Source organism: Brevibacterium limosum (genome assembly GCF_011617705.1).
Taxonomy (GTDB): Bacteria; Actinomycetota; Actinomycetes; order Actinomycetales; family Brevibacteriaceae; genus Brevibacterium; species Brevibacterium limosum.
Map to the genome: position 1 here is coordinate 2,762,996 of NZ_CP050154.1, position 17,680 is coordinate 2,780,675.

The 17,680-nt window shown below is 65.6% G+C and carries 16 protein-coding genes; 3 read left to right on the top strand and 13 right to left on the bottom strand.

Going from position 1 to position 17,680, the window contains the following annotated elements:
- Nucleotides 1–96: 96 nt before the first annotated feature.
- On the top strand, nucleotides 97–1,872 hold the full coding sequence (locus tag GUY37_RS12450; RefSeq protein WP_166826153.1) for a hypothetical protein: 1,776 nt from the start codon (nucleotides 97–99) through the stop codon (nucleotides 1,870–1,872).
- 141 nt (nucleotides 1,873–2,013) lie between these two features.
- On the opposite strand, the gene GUY37_RS12455 is transcribed toward GUY37_RS12450, so the two are convergent.
- The 10 genes from GUY37_RS12455 to clpS form a co-directional block, all read right to left on the bottom strand.
- On the bottom strand, nucleotides 2,014–3,432 hold the full coding sequence (locus GUY37_RS12455; protein WP_166826155.1) for an amidase: 1,419 nt from the start codon (nucleotides 3,430–3,432) through the stop codon (nucleotides 2,014–2,016).
- A 52-nt stretch (nucleotides 3,433–3,484) separates the two neighbouring features.
- Nucleotides 3,485–5,326, bottom strand: a complete 1,842-nt coding sequence (locus GUY37_RS12460; protein WP_407645357.1) for a dipeptide ABC transporter ATP-binding protein — start codon at nucleotides 5,324–5,326, stop codon at nucleotides 3,485–3,487.
- Nucleotides 5,277–6,215 carry an ABC transporter permease gene (locus tag GUY37_RS12465; protein WP_166826161.1) on the bottom strand — a complete coding sequence of 313 codons (939 nt, stop codon included), beginning with the start codon at nucleotides 6,213–6,215 and terminating at the stop codon, nucleotides 5,277–5,279. The genes GUY37_RS12460 and GUY37_RS12465 overlap by 50 nt, the downstream gene beginning before the upstream one ends.
- Nucleotides 6,212–7,159, bottom strand: a complete 948-nt coding sequence (locus GUY37_RS12470; protein WP_166826164.1) for an ABC transporter permease — start codon at nucleotides 7,157–7,159, stop codon at nucleotides 6,212–6,214. Before GUY37_RS12470 ends, GUY37_RS12465 begins: the two co-directional genes overlap by 4 nt.
- A 12-nt stretch (nucleotides 7,160–7,171) precedes the next feature.
- Nucleotides 7,172–8,677: an ABC transporter substrate-binding protein gene (locus GUY37_RS12475; protein ID WP_166826166.1), complete on the bottom strand. Its 1,506-nt coding sequence runs from the start codon at nucleotides 8,675–8,677 to the stop codon at nucleotides 7,172–7,174.
- Between the two features lie 126 nt (nucleotides 8,678–8,803).
- The gene (rdgB, locus tag GUY37_RS12480) at nucleotides 8,804–9,409 is read right to left on the bottom strand and encodes an RdgB/HAM1 family non-canonical purine NTP pyrophosphatase (RefSeq protein WP_166826169.1); all 606 of its coding nucleotides are present in this window, start codon (nucleotides 9,407–9,409) and stop codon (nucleotides 8,804–8,806) included.
- A complete protein-coding gene (gene rph, locus GUY37_RS12485) occupies nucleotides 9,406–10,128 on the bottom strand; it encodes a ribonuclease PH (RefSeq protein WP_152347704.1) in 723 nt (240 codons plus the stop codon). Before rph ends, rdgB begins: the two co-directional genes overlap by 4 nt.
- 138 nt (nucleotides 10,129–10,266) lie before the next feature.
- Nucleotides 10,267–11,088, bottom strand: a complete 822-nt coding sequence (locus GUY37_RS12490; RefSeq protein WP_152347703.1) for an MBL fold metallo-hydrolase — start codon at nucleotides 11,086–11,088, stop codon at nucleotides 10,267–10,269.
- On the bottom strand, nucleotides 11,085–11,663 hold the full coding sequence (locus GUY37_RS12495) for a DUF2017 family protein (protein ID WP_166826172.1): 579 nt from the start codon (nucleotides 11,661–11,663) through the stop codon (nucleotides 11,085–11,087). Before GUY37_RS12495 ends, GUY37_RS12490 begins: the two co-directional genes overlap by 4 nt.
- Nucleotides 11,664–11,666: 3 nt before the next feature.
- Entirely contained in the window at nucleotides 11,667–11,972 is a 306-nt protein-coding gene (gene clpS, locus GUY37_RS12500; RefSeq protein ID WP_025779886.1) for an ATP-dependent Clp protease adapter ClpS, read from the bottom strand.
- A 52-nt stretch (nucleotides 11,973–12,024) separates the two neighbouring features.
- Here clpS and GUY37_RS12505 point away from each other — a divergent pair, with 52 nt between their 5' ends.
- Entirely contained in the window at nucleotides 12,025–13,344 is a 1,320-nt protein-coding gene (locus GUY37_RS12505; protein WP_166826175.1) for a nicotinate phosphoribosyltransferase, read from the top strand.
- A 122-nt stretch (nucleotides 13,345–13,466) separates the two neighbouring features.
- Here the strand turns inward: GUY37_RS12505 and GUY37_RS12510 are convergent, their stop codons facing one another.
- Both GUY37_RS12510 and GUY37_RS12515 read right to left on the bottom strand, forming a co-directional pair.
- On the bottom strand, nucleotides 13,467–15,260 hold the full coding sequence (locus GUY37_RS12510) for a DEAD/DEAH box helicase (protein ID WP_166826178.1): 1,794 nt from the start codon (nucleotides 15,258–15,260) through the stop codon (nucleotides 13,467–13,469).
- Complete coding sequence (locus tag GUY37_RS12515) at nucleotides 15,261–15,515, bottom strand: DUF3039 domain-containing protein (RefSeq protein WP_152347699.1); 255 nt, start codon at nucleotides 15,513–15,515, stop codon at nucleotides 15,261–15,263.
- Between the two features lie 31 nt (nucleotides 15,516–15,546).
- On the opposite strand from GUY37_RS12515, the gene GUY37_RS12520 reads away from it, so the two are divergent.
- Entirely contained in the window at nucleotides 15,547–16,062 is a 516-nt protein-coding gene (locus GUY37_RS12520; protein ID WP_166826181.1) for a flavin reductase family protein, read from the top strand.
- 230 nt (nucleotides 16,063–16,292) lie between these two features.
- On the opposite strand, the gene gdhA is transcribed toward GUY37_RS12520, so the two are convergent.
- Nucleotides 16,293–17,639, bottom strand: a complete 1,347-nt coding sequence (gdhA, locus tag GUY37_RS12525) for an NADP-specific glutamate dehydrogenase (protein WP_152347697.1) — start codon at nucleotides 17,637–17,639, stop codon at nucleotides 16,293–16,295.
- Nucleotides 17,640–17,680 lie beyond the last annotated feature (41 nt).

A 17,680-nucleotide genomic window follows, 5' to 3' on the forward strand; every position in this document is an offset into this window, starting at 1 on the left:
CCCGGCTCGGGTTCGCGGTATTGACCACGCGATTCCCTGTTCCGGGAAGTACAATTGCGCCAGGACAGGCTTGTACATGCAAAGGATGACCCCACGATGAGCAACGGGAACGATCACCCCAATTTCCCGCCACCACCCAGCGAGCCTCCGGAGAGCGGCAGACCGAAGCCGGAGTCGGAGCCGCCGACGGATGAGGGCCTTCCGGATTCGACTGACGCTGCAGGCGATGAGACTCCGTCCTCGGTGCCCGATGACCAGGCACCTCCATTGGGGGCTCCCGGTGACGATGCACCGTCACGCCCCACGGTCGCCCCGGCTGCTTCTCAGCAGAACCAGCCGCCTCAGTATTCGAGACCCGGCGCCCAGAACGACCAGTCCTTCGGCCCCGGTCAGCAGAGCGGCTCGAATGCTCCGGGCGGCCCGCAGGCAGGTCCCTATCCCGGCTCGCAGTCCCAGAGCGGACAGTCCCAGAACGGTCAGTACCCGAACAGCCAGTACCAGAACCCGCCGCAGCCGAACGGCGGCTACCCCGGCGGTCAGCCCCAGGCTGGTCAGCAATCGGGCGGCCAGTACTCGAACTCGCCCTACCCCGGAGCTCAGAACCAGCCGGGCACTCCCTATCCCGGAGCCCAGAACCAACCCGGTCAGTACAACGCCGCGCACAACCAGTCCGGGCAGTACCAGACGGGGTCTGGCCCCAACACCAACCAGACCGGCTCCGGTCCGTCGCAGGCGATTCCGCAGCCGGCTCCGGCTCCGGGCTTCGCCGGCGCTCAGAGCAGCGCGACGCGTGCCGAGAATCGCCCCGGGAAGAAGAAGGGGAAGCTTCCCCTCCTCATCACCCTCGGTGCGGTCGCGCTCGTCATCATCCTCGTCCTCGTCGGTTTCTTCGTCATCGGCAGTGTGAATAAGAACAAATACGGGCCTGACAAGGTCGCCGAGGACTACGTGGCAGCCCTGAATAAGGGTGACTTCGCAGCCGCGGAGAAGATCGCTCCCTCAACACGGCCGGAGGGCACGAACCTCGATCTGCTGCAGAAGGAATTCACCGATTCCTCCTCGGCGAAGATCGAGAAGGCCAAGGTCGAATCGTCGAAGACCGACGGAGACAAAGGAACCGTCGTCATCTCCTACGAACTCGACGGCAGCCCCTACAACGTCGAACTCTCCGCGAAGAAGGACGGCAAGCAGGATCTGTTCTTCGACAAGTGGACGATGACCGGCCCCGACCTCAATGTCATCTCCCTCGATGTTCCCGCCGCCGACGGTCTCTCCGTCAACGGCACGGACTACAAGGCGAAGTCGGGGACCACCTCGTTCGCCGTCTACCCCGGCAGCTACGATTTCACGATCCCGAAGAGCAAGTGGGTCTCCGAGGCCTCCGATACGGCCAAGGTCAACTTCCCGAAAGCCTTCGCTCCTGGTGGGCAGCCGAACAAGGGACAGGTGGCGCCCACCACCCTCAACCTCGATCTGTCCCCGACGGGCGACTTCGACAAGGAAGTTCAGAAACAGGTCGAGAAGGAACTCAAGAAGTGCTTCGACAACAAGAGCATCGAACCGAAGTGCGACTTTATCAAGTACGACCCGACCGAGATTCCCGTCGGCGGTTCGGACAAGAAACTCGATGATTTGGCGAAGAAGGACACCGCCAAATGGGATATGAAGGAGATGCCCGAGGTGAAGGCCAGCTTCGGCACCGGAGACACGAGCACCGGCTCCTTCTTCACCGACAAACCCGGCAAGTTCAACTTCTCCGTCGAAGGCAAGAAAGCCGGATCCTCGTACTTCTCCAACGGAAACTCACTGTCGGTGTCCGGAAGTGTGAAGATCGACGGAGACAAGCTCACCGTCGAATTCTTCGACTTCTGATCCCGGTGTCCGCCGTCGGTGTTTTGATGACCTCGCCTCCCCCGAGGTGAGGCAGCACCCTCGACGAGGCGGCGCTGTCCGACGAGAGCGGGCCTGTGACGACCGATTCCCGGTCATCACAGGCCCGCTGTCGTTCTTCTGTCAGCTCGTCACCGACCGTGTCGGCAGGTCGAGGTCGGCCGCGGCCTCGAACCACGTGCCGGCGGCCATGACGAGTTCGTCGGCGAAGCGTCGTCCTGCGATCTGCGCACCGATGGTCCGACCGTCGTCCATGAATCCGGCCAGCACCGTTGCCGCCGGCTGTTCGGACATGTTGAACGGCATCGTGAACCCGACATGCCCCATCGGTTCGTGCACCTGCGGGTACGGCATGGGCTGTTCGGCCGGGAATGCCGCATCCGGAGCCGTCGGCGAGATCACCAGGTCGAACTCGGCGGTGGCGGCGATCGTCCGACGCCGGATCTCCTGGACACTGTGATAGCAGCCCATCAGATCGACTCCGCTGGTGTCGGCCCCGTCCTGAGCCCACTGCTGGATATACGGCAGGATGAGCGCCTGCTCCTCGACGGGCAGTGCTTTGAGATCGGCCCACGACCGCACCCGCCAGAACAGGTCCATGTCACGGAGCAGATCATCGTCGATGAACGGATCGAGCGTGACGACTTCGGCGCCGGCCGCTGAGAACCGGTCGGCCGCCTCGGTGATGGCCGAGCGCACCTGCGCATCGGCGGCGACCCCGCACCCGGCGTCGAGCTGCAGACCGATGCGCAGTCCCCGCGGGTCGAATGCTCCCTTCGCGTCGCTGCCCGGCAGCGACTGTGCATCATCGGCGGCGAAGCGCGGCAGCCGCGAATAGTCGCGGTCGTCCGGGGCGGAGATGATGTCCATGCCGGCTTTGACATCGGCCATCGTCCGCGCGAGCGGTCCCGCACACCTGCCCAGGTAGGGGGCGTCGAGCGGAACTCGGCCGAAGCTGGGTTTGAGTCCGGCCAGACCGAGCCAGGTGCACGGCAGGCGGATGGACCCGCCGATGTCGGAGCCGATGTGGATGGGTCCGTATCCGGCGGCGGCCGCAGCACCGGCACCGGCGCTCGAACCTCCGGTCGTCAGGCTCGGGTCCAGAGGTGAGCGGGTGATTCCGTGCAGGGAGGACACTCCGGATGAGAGCATTCCCCAGTCGGGCATCGTGGTCGACCCGAGGATGACTGCACCGGCTTCTTCGAGGCGCTGGGTGATCGGGGCGTCGTGCTCGGCCACCGGCATCTCCACCCAGGCGTGGCCGCTGGGCAGCGGGACTCCTCGGCGGGCGATGTTCTCCTTGATCGTCACCGGCACACCGTCGAGGTCGCTCAGCGGTCGGCCCTCACGCCAACGTGCGGCGCTGGCCGCGGCGGCTTCCCGGGAGCGTTCGTCGTCGCGGTGGAACAGGGCGTTGATGATCGGTTCGCATTCGTCCATGCGATCCACGACCGCGGAGTGGACCTCGATCGGGTCGCAGTCTCCGCCCGCGAATGCGGCCGCCAGTTCGGCCGCACTGTGGTCGGCAAGCGATGTGGTCATGTGCTGCCCTTTCTCTCGATGGTTCGTCGGTCCAAACGCACGCGGGCCGGGCCTATCCGGCGGCGAGCGCCTCGGCCAGGCTCGGGGTGGCGGCGATGAGACGCCGCGTGTACTCCTCCTGCGGGTTCGCGTAGATGTCGTCCGTCGCACCGGATTCGACGATCTGACCGCCCTTCATCACGATGACGTCGGAGCACAGGTGTCTGACGACGCCGAGGTCGTGGGAGACGAAGAGGAGGGTCAGCGCGTATTCGTCGACGAGGTCGGTGAGCAGGTTGAGCACCTGCGCGCGCACCGAGACGTCGAGGGCGGAGACCGGTTCGTCGGCGACGAGGATCTGCGGTCGGGTGACCAGGGCCCGGGCGATCGAGATGCGCTGTCTCTGCCCGCCCGAGAACTGGTGCGGGTACCGACGCAGGGAGTCCGCATCGAGGTCGACGGCTGCGATCATCTCCTCGACCCGGGCGGTGCGTTCGTCCTTGTCGACTCCGGCGGCGATGAGCGGTTCGGCCACGGTATCAGCGATTCTCATCCGCGGGTCGAGCGAGGCGAACGGGTCTTGGAACACGATCTGCAGGTTCTCTCGCAGGCGGCGCAGAGCCTGCGAGCTCGCTGCCTCGACCCGGATGTCCCCGACGCGCACATGCCCGGTGGTCGGGCGGTCGAGGCCGGAGAGGATGTTCAGCAGAGTCGACTTCCCCGAGCCCGACTCCCCCACGATGCCCAGCCGTGCTCCGGCCGCAACCGTGAAGTCGATCCCGCCCAGAGCGGTGACGTCCGAGCGTCTGCGCCCGAACAGTCCCCGTCCGCGGAAGACCCGGGTGACGTCCGAGACCTCGATGAGCGGTGCAGAATCGCGCTCCGAGGCGGCCCTGTCGTCGTCATCGTCCATCGGGTCCTCGACGGAGGTGCTGATGCCGTCCTCTCGAGTCGGCGCCGGCGATTCCTCCTGCTGGTCGGAGCCCTCCGACTCCCCTGCCGCCGAAGTCGGCTCTGCTCCCTCGACCTGCGGCCCCGAGTAGGCGAGCGCGGTCTTCAGCGTGAAGAGTCGTCCGCGGTCGTCGGTGGCCTCGAGATCCGAGGACGCAAGGAGTCCGCGCGTGTACTCGTGCTTCGGCGCGGTGAAGATCTCGTCGACGCTGCCGGTCTCGACGATGCGGCCGCGGTACATGACGATGACCCGGTCGCAGACTCCGGCGACGACGGCGAGATCGTGGGTGATGAACAGCAGTCCCGCCTCCACTGCCGATACCCTGTCGGCGATGAGGTCGAGCATGTGCTTCTGCACGGTGACGTCGAGAGCGGTGGTGGGTTCGTCGCAGATGAGCAGCCTCGGCGAGTTGGCCAGAGCGATCGCGAGCATGACGCGCTGTCGCTGCCCGCCCGACATCTGGTGCGGGTAGGCGAATCGGGCGCTGTCCGGATCGGGCATGTGGACGTCGCCGAGCAGTTCGCGTACGCGCGCCGGGATCTGCCCCCGCGGCACCTTGCCGTGGATGCGCAGGACTTCGGCGATCTGGTCGCCGATGCGCATGAGTGGGTTGAGTGCGCTCATGGGTTCCTGGAACACCATGGATACGATGTCCGAACGCAGCCCGGCCAGGGTCTTCTCGTTCGCCTCGAGCAGGTTCCCGGAATGTCCCTGCAGGTGCATCTGCCCTCGGGCATGCAGCTCTTCGGGCAGCAGGCCCATCACGGACTGCGCGGTCAGAGATTTGCCGGAGCCGGATTCGCCGATGAGTCCGACCCGCTCCCCGGGTGCGAGGCTGAGGCTGATGTCGTGGAGCACCGGTGCGCTTGCACCGGCAGGGGTGATGGTGAGATCACGGACCTCGAGCAGGTTCTCAGGCACCTCTGGCCTCCATCTTCGGGTCGAACCGGTCACGCAGCCCATCGCCCAAGAGGTTGAATCCGAGCACCGCGAGCGCAATGAACACTCCCGGCCACAGTGCGAGTTCGGGGTGGGCGGACAGGTACTGCTGGGACTCCTGGAGCATCCGACCCCACGACGGGGTCGGGGCTTGGGTGCCGAGTCCGAGGAAGGACAGCCCCGCCTCGGCGAGGACGGAGATCGCGAACGCCACGGAGGCCTGGACGATGACCATTCCGGCGATGTTCGGCAGCACATGGACGACTGCGACGGCCGGGACCCGACGGTTCGAGGCCCGGGCGGCGCGCACGTATTCGGAGCCGAGGACCTGCAGCGTCCCGGACCTCGCGACTCGGGCGAACCCGGGGATCGCGGCGATGCCGACGGCGACCATCGCCGGCCCCGTCCCCGGTGAGTAGACGGCGGCGAAGATGATCGCCAGCAGCAGGGCGGGGAAGGCGAGGAGGATGTCGTTGGCGCGCATGATCACCGCGTCGATCCACATCCCCCACGTCTGCTTCGCGAAGAACGCGGAGATGATCCCGATCGGGGTGCCGATGAGCAGGGCGATGCCGACGGCGACGACCCCGACGAGCAGCGTGATCCGTGCCCCGACCATCACCCAGGTCAGCGTGTCCCGACCGAAGGTGTCGGTGCCGAACGGATGGGCGAGACTGCCGTTCTGGAGACGGGCGGCAGGATCGATGGCGTTCGGATCGTACGGGGTCCACACGAAGGAGACGAGGGCGAGCCCGACGATGAGGACGACGAGTGCCGAACCGATGATCATGGACGCGTTCGCCCGTCGTCCGCCCTTGTGGGGCCGGGCCGTTCCGCCCGTCGCCGAGGCGGTCGTGCCGTTCACGTCGACGCGATCGCGGGGGTTCGGGGCACCGGTCGAGGTCGGGTTCATGCGGCGTTCCTGATGCGTGGGTCGACGACGGGCACGAGGATGTCGACGATGAGGTTGATGATGAGCACGAGCAGGACGAGGACCATGACGATGCCCTGGACGGCAACGAGGTCGCGGTTGGCCACGGCGCGGACGAGTTCGGAGCCGATTCCGGGCAGAACGAAGATCTGTTCGATGATCACGGCTCCGACCAGCAGGGTGGCCAACTGGACTCCGGCGACGGTGATGACAGGGATCGCCGCATTGCGCAGTCCGTGCACGAACAGTGCCTTCGTCCTGGTCAGTCCCTTGGCGCGGGCGGTGCGGATATAGTCTTCCCGCATCACGTCGAGCACGGCCGAGCGGACGTAGCGGGTGAGGATCGCCGCCTGCACGAGCGCCAGCGACACGACCGGCAGGACGAGGCGGAGCAGGAAGCCGCCGAGGCCTTCGATCGGGGCCATCCAGCCTTGGGACGGGAACCATCCGAGGGTCAGCGAGAAGATGATGACGAGGATGATCGCGGCCAGGAAGTTCGGGATCGCGATGCCGACCTGGCTGATCGCCGAGATCGTCACACCGATCCAGTTGCGCTGCTCGAGGGCGGCGAAGGTGCCCAGGGGCACAGCGATGAGGATGGATAGGACGATGGCGGCGACGACGAGGATCGCGGTGACCTGGACGCTGTCGATGATGACGGGAGTGATCTCGGCGCCGGTGACGTAGGAGGTGCCGAAGTCTCCGGTGAGCATTCCCCCCATCCAGTCGAAGTAGCGGATGAGCGGCGGCCGATCGAGCCCGTACTGGGCTTCGAGTGCCGCCACCGCCTCCGGGGTGGCGTTCGTTCCCAGTGCCACCTGTGCCGCATTGCCCGGCAGCAGGCTCATCAGGGCGAACACCACCACCGAGGCGACGAGGAGGGACAGCGCGAACTGGATCGCACGGCTGATCGCGTAGGTGAGCATGGACGTGTGCGGTCAGGCCCAGGCGAGGTCGGCGATCTTGAACGCGTCGGAGACCCGATTGGCGGGGATCCCCTCGATATCGGACTTGGCGATGACGAGGTTCGGGAACAGGAACAGGAAGTCCGAGGCGGCATCCTCGGTGATCGTCCTCGCGATCTCCTTCATCCCCGAGATGTACTCCTCTTCCGTGCCGGTATCGGCCTTCTCCGCGATCTTCTTGATCGTCGAGTCGTCGTAGCCGATGTAGTAGTCCTCGGAGAACACGGTGAGGATATCGCGCGGTTCGGCGTGGTTGATGACCGACATGTCGAAATCGTGTTCGGTGAACGTCTTGTCCAGCCACACGGCCGGAAACTCCTGAGTCGAGATCTTCGCCTTCAGCCCGACCTCTTCGAGCTGGGCGGAGACGATTTCGGAGATCGCTTTCGCATAGGGCAGGTTCGGCACGGTGAAGGAGAACTCCTCGCCCTTGATTCCGGCCTCGTCGACGAGCTGCTTGGCCTTCTTCGGGTCGTACGTCCATACCCCGGTGAGATCTTCGTAGTACGGGTCGGTCGGGGGCACCATCGAGCCGATGAGTTCGCCGTAGCCCGCCCATGCGGTGTCGAGGACGGCCTTGCGGTCGATCGCGTGCATCACGGCTTCGCGGGCCTTCTTGTCTTTGAAGATGCCCTCGGCGTTGTTCATCGACAGCACCACTTCGCCGTTCGTGGTGCCGGAGACGATCTGATAGTCGTCGCTTTGGAACTCTCCGGCCAATTCGGGTGCCTGGAGGTTGGAGACGAGATCGATCTCTCCGGACTTCAGGGCGTTCGACGCCGAGACCGCGTCCTTGAAGTATTTGAACTGGACCGTGCTCAAAGACGGCTTCTCGCCCCAGTAGTCGTCCCGGGCGGCGAAGTCGATGGACTGTCCGCGCGTGAACTTCTCGATCTCGAAGGGCCCGGTGCCGATGGCTTCGTTCGCCAGGTCCGTGGTTCCCTCGGTGTCGAAGACGGCGCCGACGAGGCTGGTGAGATTGAACAGCCAGGTGTTCGACGGCTTCTTCAGTTCGATCGTGACGGTGGAATCGTCCGGGGTCTCGATGGACTCGACGATATCCATCTTCGACTTCAGCGCGTTCTTCCAATCCTTCTGCACTCGTTCATAGGAGTACTTCACGTCTTCGCTGGTGAAGTCCGCACCGTTGGAGAACTTCACACCTTCCTGGAGTTCGAAGGTGTAGGTCTTGCGGTCATCGGACAGCGACCAGTCCTCGGCCAGGGCGGGCTGGATCTCACCTTCGTCGTCCAGGCGGACAAGCGATTCGTAGACGTTCTCCATCAGCGCTTCGGGAATGGCGACTCCCGAGGTGGAGGTGAAGTCGAGATTGACGGGTTCGGCGGTGAACGCGATGGTCATCGAGTCCTTCTTCTGCGCATCGCCTCCGGTGTCGGAGGCTCCGGCCGAACAGCCCGTGATCAGCAGGCTTGTGGCGGCCGCTGCCGCCACCCACGTCATGATGCCCGGAGTCTTCATTGTTCTCCTCGATTTCGCCGACCACGAAGAGGGTCGTTCGCCAACACTCAAGCATCGTCAGTGTATCCGAAGTTCTCAGCTGGTGAGGCGGCTGTGTTCAGATGCCGGGCGTCTCGAGCAGACCGTTCAGAGGTTCGGCTCGTCGGCGAGGATCGCGGCCAGTGCGTCGAAGGCGATCCGGCGGTGGGAGCGGGAGTTCTTCTCCTCGGCGCTCATCTCTGCGGCGCTGAGCTCCGAGCCGTCGGGGACGAAGATCGGGTCGTATCCGAAGCCGTTCCCGCCCTTGGGTTCGGTGGCCAGCCGCCCGGGCATCACGCCCTCGGCGGTGAACTCGCGACCGTCGGCGGTCACAGCGGCAGCTGCGCAGCGGAACTGTGCTCCGCGGTGTTCGGCCGCGATATCGCCCAGCTGGGCGAGCAGGAGTTCGAGGTTCGCCCGGTCGTCGCCGTGTCGGCCGGCCCAGCGGGCGGAGAAGATCCCCGGTGCACCGCCGAGGACGTCGACGCTGATGCCCGAGTCGTCGGCGATGGCGGTGTGCCCGGTCGCGGCGGTCGCGGCACGCGCCTTGATGAGGGCGTTCTCGGTGAACGTGATTCCGGTTTCGGCGACATCGCCGAGTCCCGCCTCGGCGGCGGTGAGCACCTGGGTGTCTGCACCGAGGACGGGGCCGAGGATGGTCAGCAGCTCCCGCTTCTTGCCCTCATTGTGAGTGGCGAGGACGAAGGTGGTCATCCTGCGAGCACCTCGGACTGGATGCGGGTGAGTTCGGTGCAGCCGTGAGCGGCGAGGTCGAGCAGCTTGCCGAGCTCATCGCGGTCGAAAGGTGCTCCCTCGGCGGTGCCCTGGACTTCGATGAACTTTCCGGAACCGGTCATGACGACGTTCATATCGGTTTCGGCACGCGAGTCCTCGACATAGGGCAGGTCGAGGAGGGGCTGTCCGTCGATGATGCCGACGCTGACGGCCGACAGCGAGTCGATGATCGGCTGGTGGGCGGCGGGGATGAGCCCGGTCGAGCGTCCCTTGTCGATGGCCTTCGCCAGGGCCACATAGGCTCCGGTGATCGAGGCCGTGCGGGTGCCGCCGTCGGCTTGGAGGACGTCGCAGTCGAGGACGAGGGTGTTCTCGCCGAGCTTGTCCATGTCGATGACCGCGCGCAGGCTGCGGCCGATGAGGCGGGAGATCTCGTGGGTGCGTCCGCCCTGTTTGCCTTTCACGGACTCACGGGTGCTGCGGGAATCTGTGGCCCGCGGCAGCATGGCGTATTCGGCGGTGACCCATCCGCGGCCCTGGCCCTTGAGCCAGCGCGGCACGCCTTCGGTCAGCGAGGCCGCGCAGAGGACGCGGGTGTTGCCGAATTCCACGAGTGCGGAACCTTCGGCGGTGTTGATCCAGTCCGGGGTGATCCTGACTTCACGGAGTTCGTCTGCTGCACGGCCGTCTGCTCGCACTGTCTGCCTCTTTCGTCTCGGTGTAGCTGGTTCCTGTGGGCTGCCCGTGTCTCGGACCGTCGGCGGACCTGGGTCGTCGACGCCCTGCTGGTTGTTCGGTTGTCTGGTCGGGGGTGCGTGTCGGTCGGCGGAGCCGGTTCACACGGTCCAGGTGGCTCCGGGCTTCGCGAGCTCGATGGGTCCACGGTACTCGCCGGCCGCCTCACCGCGGACGATGGAGCAGTCGGTCCAGATCGGGATATGGGTGAGCACGAGCGCTGCCGCCTCGGCGTTCTGCGCCACCCGGCCGGCGCGTCTGCCCGTGAGATGGATGCCGCGCGCGGTGTCACGGTCTTCCTGGAAGGCGGCCTCGCAGAGGAACAGGTCGGCGCCTTTCGCTGCTTCGACGAGGTTGTCGCACTCATCGCTGTCACCGGAATACGTGATGACCTTGCCGGCCGCGTCCGTGATCCGCAGGGCGTAGGCCTCGACGGGGTGGTCGACGAGGAAGGCTTCGATGGTCAGCGACCCGATCTGGTGCCTGCTGCCGTGGTCGAGGTCGGTGAACTCGAAGGCGTGGTCGAAGTCCGAGTCGTCTCCTCCATTGGCGACCGGGGACTTTCCGGGATCCGTGTAGTAGGCCCGGTACAGGCGCTCCTTCGCACCGGCCGGAGCGAACACCGGGGTGCGGGTGCGGATCGTTCCCGTGTCGGAGATGTCGCCGTTGAAGAACTTGGGGTCGAAGCAGTGTTTGACGTAGAGCCCCGTCATGTCCATGCAGTGATCCGGGTGGAGGTGGCTGAGCACGATCCCGGAGAGACGATCGGTGTCAATCGTCTCCTGCAGGGGACTGAGCGCACCGGACCCGAGGTCGAGGATGATGCGAGTGGGTGTGTCCTCGTCGGTTTCGATGAGGTAGCAGCTGGCGAGGGCGCCGCGCCCCGGAAAGGACCCGGCGGTGCCGATAGCGGTGAGTCTCATATCTCGTCATCCCCTTGCGTCTGGTCGAGCAAGGTCGTCGTCAGTCGGTCCTGAATCCAGGTCAGGAAGTCGTACAGGGTCAGGGTGAGGTCTTCCGATTCGGAGAGGTCCTCGCGGTGATCGTACTTCTCCTCCTGCGCCTCCTCGGTGTCGATCCCGAGGCGGACGGCGAGGACGAGTCGCAGATCGTTGAGACCCTTCATCCATGCCAGCACCTCATCGCGGGTCAGGGAGATGTCGTTGCCCCTGCTCAGTCCCAGCAGCACGATTCGCACATTATGTGCCTTGGCCTGTTTGAGATCGAACTCGGTGAGGCGGCGGAACTCCGCTGAACGCTCTGCGTCTTCGGGATCGACGTCGGGCAGCAGCCGCAGCAGCGCCGGGTCCTCCGGGCGGGGCCGGTCGACGAGTCCGAGTCGGGCTTCCCAGTTCTCGGAGTCCGGACGGTCATCATCGCCGTCACCGTCTTCGGCCAGCAGAGCTGCGAGATCGGTGAACACGGTGAGCATGAGCGAGCGTTCGTTGTCCTGCAGGGTGAGGACGACGTCGTCCCCTCGTGCGTCGATAGCGGCCATGTGTCAGTCGGATCCTGAATCGGGTTGGCACGCGGCCCACAGGCCGTATTCGTGCATCGCTTGGGTGTCTCGTTCCATGGCTTCGCGGCCTCCGGTGGCGACCACGGAGCGGCCGTTCTCATGGACTTCGAGCATGAGTGAGTGGGCCTTCTCCTCGGAGTATCCGAAGTAGGTCTGGAACACGAAACTGACATAGCTCATGAGGTTGACCGGGTCGTTGAAGACCACGGTCCTCCAGGGCTTGGCCAGGTCCTCGGCGGGTCGGACGTCGACCTCCGGCTCGAGGACTGGTGTCGTTGGATTGCTCACGTTTCCAGCTTACGGCAGAACACTGACGCTGTCGTGACGTAAGATCGCGCCTATGAGTGATCTCACACGGACCGATTCGACGGCATTCTTCACGGATCAGTACGAATTGACGATGGTGCAGGCCGCCTTGGAATCCGGCGCCGCCCACCGCAAGAGCCTCTTCGAGGTATTCGGTCGCAGTCTTCCCGCAGGCCGCCGCTACGGAGTCGTCGCCGGGACCGGTCGGATCCTCGAGATGATCCGCGACTTCCGCTTCGGAGATGCCGAGCTGTCGTTCCTCAGCCGGGAGAACATCGTCGACTCGCGCACCATCGACTGGTTGGCGAACTATCGGTTCTCCGGCAATATCCGCGGCTATGCCGAAGGCGAGATCTACTTCCCGGGATCTCCGCTGCTCACGATCGAGTCGACGTTCGCCGAGGGCGTCATCCTCGAGACGCTCATCCTCTCGGCGATGAACTACGACTGTGCGGTCGCCTCGGCGGCATCCCGGATGGCCCAGGCGGCCGGCGATCGGCCCTGCGCGGAGATGGGCGGACGACGCACGAACGAGCACGCGGCGGTGGCTGCGGCTCGGGCCGCTGTCATCGGCGGCTTCGCTTCGACGTCGAACCTGGCGGCGGGCCTGCAGTACGGTCTGCGCACGATCGGCACCTCGGCCCATTCGTTCACTCTCCTCCACGATTCCGAACGGGAGGCCTTCGCCGCCCAGCTGAAGTCCTTGGGCACCGATACGACTCTGCTCCTGGACACCTACGACGTCGAGGAGGCGCTGGCCACGGCGGTCGAGCTGGCCGGGGCGAACCTCGGCGGTGTGCGCATCGATTCCGGTGACCTCATCGAACAGGCCAGCGAGGTTCGGGAGAGCCTGGACCGTCTCGGGGCCCGCGACACGACGATCACCGTCACGAGCGACCTCGACGAGTATGCGATCGCCGCCCTGGCCGCCTCCCCCGTCGACTCCTACGGTGTCGGTACGCGCGTGGTCACCGGTTCCGGTGCCCCCGCCGCGGGGCTGGTGTACAAGCTCGTGGCGCGAGCCGATGAGGCCGGCGAGTGGACCTCGGTGGCCAAACATTCCTCCGGCAAGCCCTCCCGGGGCGGGCACAAAGAGGCGCTGCGCCTCATCGACGGCCCGATCGCGGTGGAGGAGGCGGTCGGCATTCCGGCTCTGCCCGATGACCTCGGTGAAGGGCGTCGGCTCAGCGCCGATCTCGTCGTCGACGGTGAAGTCGACGAATCGTTCATCGGTGCGGCAGGCGTGAGGAGGGCCTGCGCCCGGCACGACGAATCCCTGGCGGAGCTGCCGCGTTCAGCCCGCCGCCTCCAGGACGGCGAACCCGCCATCCCCACCGTCTTCTATTCCGCCTGATCCGCATCCGCTGAAAGGGCCCGGCCCTGTCACCGACAAAGCCGCCGAGGCGGCCGCACCGGCTGCCTCGGCGGCTTCGCTGATCTCACGCCCGGCGGGTCTGCCCGACCGGCGTCCGGATCTCACTTCTTGCCGATGAACCAGCCCTGCAGCTTCGTGATCCGCGCCTGAATCTGCTCACGTGTGGCTTGGGCGACGGCCGGTCCCCCGCAGGCTTTGCGGAGTTCGACATGCACGTTCTGGTGGGGTGTGCCGGTACGTCTCGACCATGCGCCGACGAGGCTCTGGAGCTGGTTGCGCTCTTCCTTCATCGCCCGGTGTTCGAGTTCGCTCGTCTCCGCCTCCGGGGCCGGGGGCGCCGCAGCGGTCTTGCGCTTGGCCTGCCGGGCCTGCTGGGTGCTCAGCAGCTCACGCACCTGGTCGGGTTCGAGCAGACCGGGAATGCCGATGAAGTCGAGTTCGTCCTCGGAGCCGATCGCGCCGCCGGTGCCGAATTCACCGCCGTCGAAGAGCACACGGTCGAACAGGGCTTCGGCGCCGAGGGCTTCGAACGACCCCAGCTGGTCGGAGGAAGCGCTGTCGCTGCGGTTCGCCTGCTCCATGGCTTGGTCGTCGAAGACGACGACGTCGTTCTCGTCCTCGTTCTTCGGCCGGTCGAGGGCATGGTCGCGTTCGACCTCCATCGTGTTCGCCAGTGCCATGAGGATCGGCACCGAGGGCAGGAACACCGAGGCGGTCTCGCCGCGTTTGCGGGCACGCACGAAACGTCCGATCGCCTGGGCGAAGAACAGCGGGGTCGCCGAGGAGGTCGCGTAGACGCCGACACACAGTCGCGGAACGTCGACGCCTTCGGACACCATGCGCACCGCGACCATCCACCGGTCGGTGGAGTTCTGGAACTGTTCGATCCGTTCCGAGGCTCCCGCTTCGTCGGAGAGCACCACGGTCGGCTTCTCTCCGGTGATCTCGTGCAGGCGCTTGGCGTACGCGCGCGCCGCCTCCTGGTCGGTGGCGATGACGAGGCCGCCGGCGTCGTGGACGGTGCGACGGACCTCGGTCAGTCGCATATCGGCGGCCTTGAGGACGGCCGGGATCCAGTCGCCCTTCGGGTCGAGGGCCGTGCGCCAGGCCTGCGAGTTGATGTCCTTCGTCGTCTCCTCGCCGAGGACATGCGACATTTCGTCGCCGGCCTTGGTCCGCCACGTCATGGCGCCGGCGTAGGCGAGGAAGAGAACAGGACGGACGACGCCGTCCTTGAGCGCACGACCGTAGCCGTAGGAATAGTCCGCCACCGAGGTGCGGATCCCGTTCTCGTCGGGAGCGTAGGTGACGAACGGGATCGGTGAGGTGTCCGAACGGAACGGTGTTCCAGTCAGGGACAGGCGGCGGACCGCGGGACCGAAGGCCTCCCGCACGGCATCGCCCCAGGACAGGGCATCGCCGCCGTGGTGGACCTCGTCGAGGATGACCAGCGTTCGGCCGGCGGCGGTCCGATTGTGGTGGAGCACCGGTTTGGCCGCCACCTGCGCATAGGTCAGAGCCACACCGTGGTATCCGGGTGCGTGCTTGCCCTGGGAGTTCTTGAAGTGCGGGTCGAGCTTGATGCCCACACGTGCCGCCGAGTCGGCCCACTGCACCTTGAGGTGTTCGGTGGGAGCGACGACGGTGACTCGGTTGACGACTCGCTGGGCCAGCAGTTCGGCCGCCAGTCGCAGAGCGAAGGTGGTCTTACCGGCGCCGGGTGTCGCGACCGCGAGGAAGTCCTTGGGCTGCTCCTGGAAGTAGAGTTCGAGAGCCTCCGCCTGCCAGGCACGCAACTTTCCGGCCGTTCCCCAAGCCGCGCGCTCGGGGAAAGCCGGTGGAAGTTGTTCTGCAGCGGAAGTCCCTGGTGCTGTTGGGAGACGATCCGCAGACATCTACTCCTGTGGTCCTTCGGACATCGACGCGTAGATCTCTTTGCATTTGGGACAGATCGGGAACCGCTCCGGGTCACGCGTGGGGACCCACACCTTTCCGCACAAGGCGATCAGCGGAGTCCCGGTCACCATGGACTCCATGATCTTGTCCTTGGGCGCGTAGTGGCTGAAGCGCTCGTGGTCGCCGGGCTCGACTAGCTGCTCGGACTGCTCGCGCTCGATCGTTGCTGAACCGCCTGAAGCTGGAATGGTCATGGCTCCATTGTAGTTCCCTAGAATGAGAGTCATGGACCAGGCCCACGACGATTCCCTCACAGAACGCTATCGCGAGCTCAGCGATGACATCGCCGCTGCGGTCGCCGTGATCTCCGCCACCCGGGGCAGTGCACTGCATGCGATCACGGTCGATTCGTTTCTCGACGTGTCGTACGATCCCCCGACGATGGCGGTGAGCGTCTACTCCGGCTCACGGATGATGGAGACCCTGGAAACGAGTACTCACTGTGCGATCTCGCTGCTCAATTCCGATCAGCGCGACATCTCCGAACGCCTCGGTGCCTCGGGCCAGCCGCTGTACGGATCGCTCAAGGGCATCGACACCTTTCCCGCCCCGCAGGCCGGGCAGCCGGTGCTCACCGAGGCGATCGCCTGGTTCGAGCTCGAACTCACCGAGGTGCTCGAGGTGGCGACCCACAATATCGTCGTCGGTGAGGTGGTGTCCCTGGGTGCTGGGGCGAACGCGGGAACGAGCCGCCCCCTGCTGCGGTGGCGCAAGGCCTACGGGACCATCGGAAAGCGCTGACCAGCCGAACGCGCACGGCCCCCTCCAGCCCGACCGAGGCCAGCCCGACCGAACCCACCGGGGACGACCGGAGCCCGGCAGGCACAACACAGGCCCTGCTCTGGAGAGATGCGCTTCACAGAGAAGCGAATCCGTCCCGAGCAGGGCCTGTCGCAGCGCACAGCGCCGGCGGCCGCAGCCTGTCAGCGCACAGAGCGCGGTCGGTCCCCCGACGCTTCTGGATCAGACGATCACACGACTCCTTGGGCGAGCATCGCCTCGGAGACACGGATGAAGCCTGCGATGTTGGCTCCGGCGACGTAGTCTCCGGGCGAACCGAATTCGTCGGCAGCGGCCGCGCAGCTGTCGTGGACATCGCCCATGATCTCGGCCAGGCGGGCCTCGGTGAAGTCGAAGTCCCAGGAGTCGCGGCTGGCGTTCTGCTGCATCTCGAGGGCGCTGGTGGCGACGCCGCCGGCGTTCGCGGCCTTGCCGGGGGCGAAGAGCACACCGGCGTCGGCGAAGATCTTCACGGCTTCCGGGGTGCAGGGCATGTTCGCGCCTTCGGCGAGGGCGATGACGCCGTTCTTGACCAGGGTCGCCGCCGATTCTCCGTCGAGTTCGTTCTGAGTCGCACACGGGAGTGCGACGTCGACCTCGACATCCCAGACGTTGCCGCCCTCGTGGTAGGTCGCGCGTCCGCCGCGCTGCTCGACGTATTCGGAGATGCGTCCGCGCTCGTCGAACTTGATGCGCTTCACGAGCTCTGTGTCGATGCCGTCCGGGTCATGGATGAAGCCGGCTGAGTCGGACATCGTGATGACGGTGCCGCCGAAGGCCGCGACCTTCTCTGCGGCGTACACGGCGACATTTCCCGAACCGGAGATCGAGACGGTACGGCCGTCGATGTTCTTCTTCGCGGCGGCGAGCATGTCCTTGAGGAAGTACACGACCCCGAATCCGGTGGCTTCGGTGCGGACCATGGAACCGCCGTAGGACAGTCCCTTGCCGGTGAGCACTCCTGCTTCATAGGAGTTGGTCATTCTCTTGTACTGGCCGAAGAGATAGCCGATCTCCCGCCCGCCGACGCCGATGTCACCGGCGGGCACATCGCGATATTCGCCGATGTGACGGGACAGCTCTGTCATCAGGGACTGACAGAAGCGCATGACCTCTCGGTCGCTGCGACCTTTCGGATCGAAGTCGGCTCCGCCCTTGCCCCCGCCGATGGGCAGGCCGGTGATGGCGTTCTTGAAGATCTGCTCGAAACCGAGGAACTTGACGATGCCAAGGTTCACCGAGGGGTGGAAGCGCATTCCGCCCTTGTACGGGCCCAGAGCCGAGTTGAATTGCACCCGGAAGGCACGGTTGATCTGCACCTCTCCGGAGTCGTCGATCCAGGGAACCCGGAAGATGATCTGGCGTTCGGGTTCGCACAGGCGTTCGAGCGCTGAGAGTTCCAGGTATTCGGGGTGCTTGTCCACGACGGGGCCCAGGGAATAGAGAACCTCCTGTACCGCTTGGTGAAACTCCGACTCTCCAGGGTTGCGTTGGAGCACAGTGTCGAAGATTGGCTGCAGTGATGGATGTAGACTCATGCGCACAAACATACCGTGACCCGCATAACAACAATCCGAGC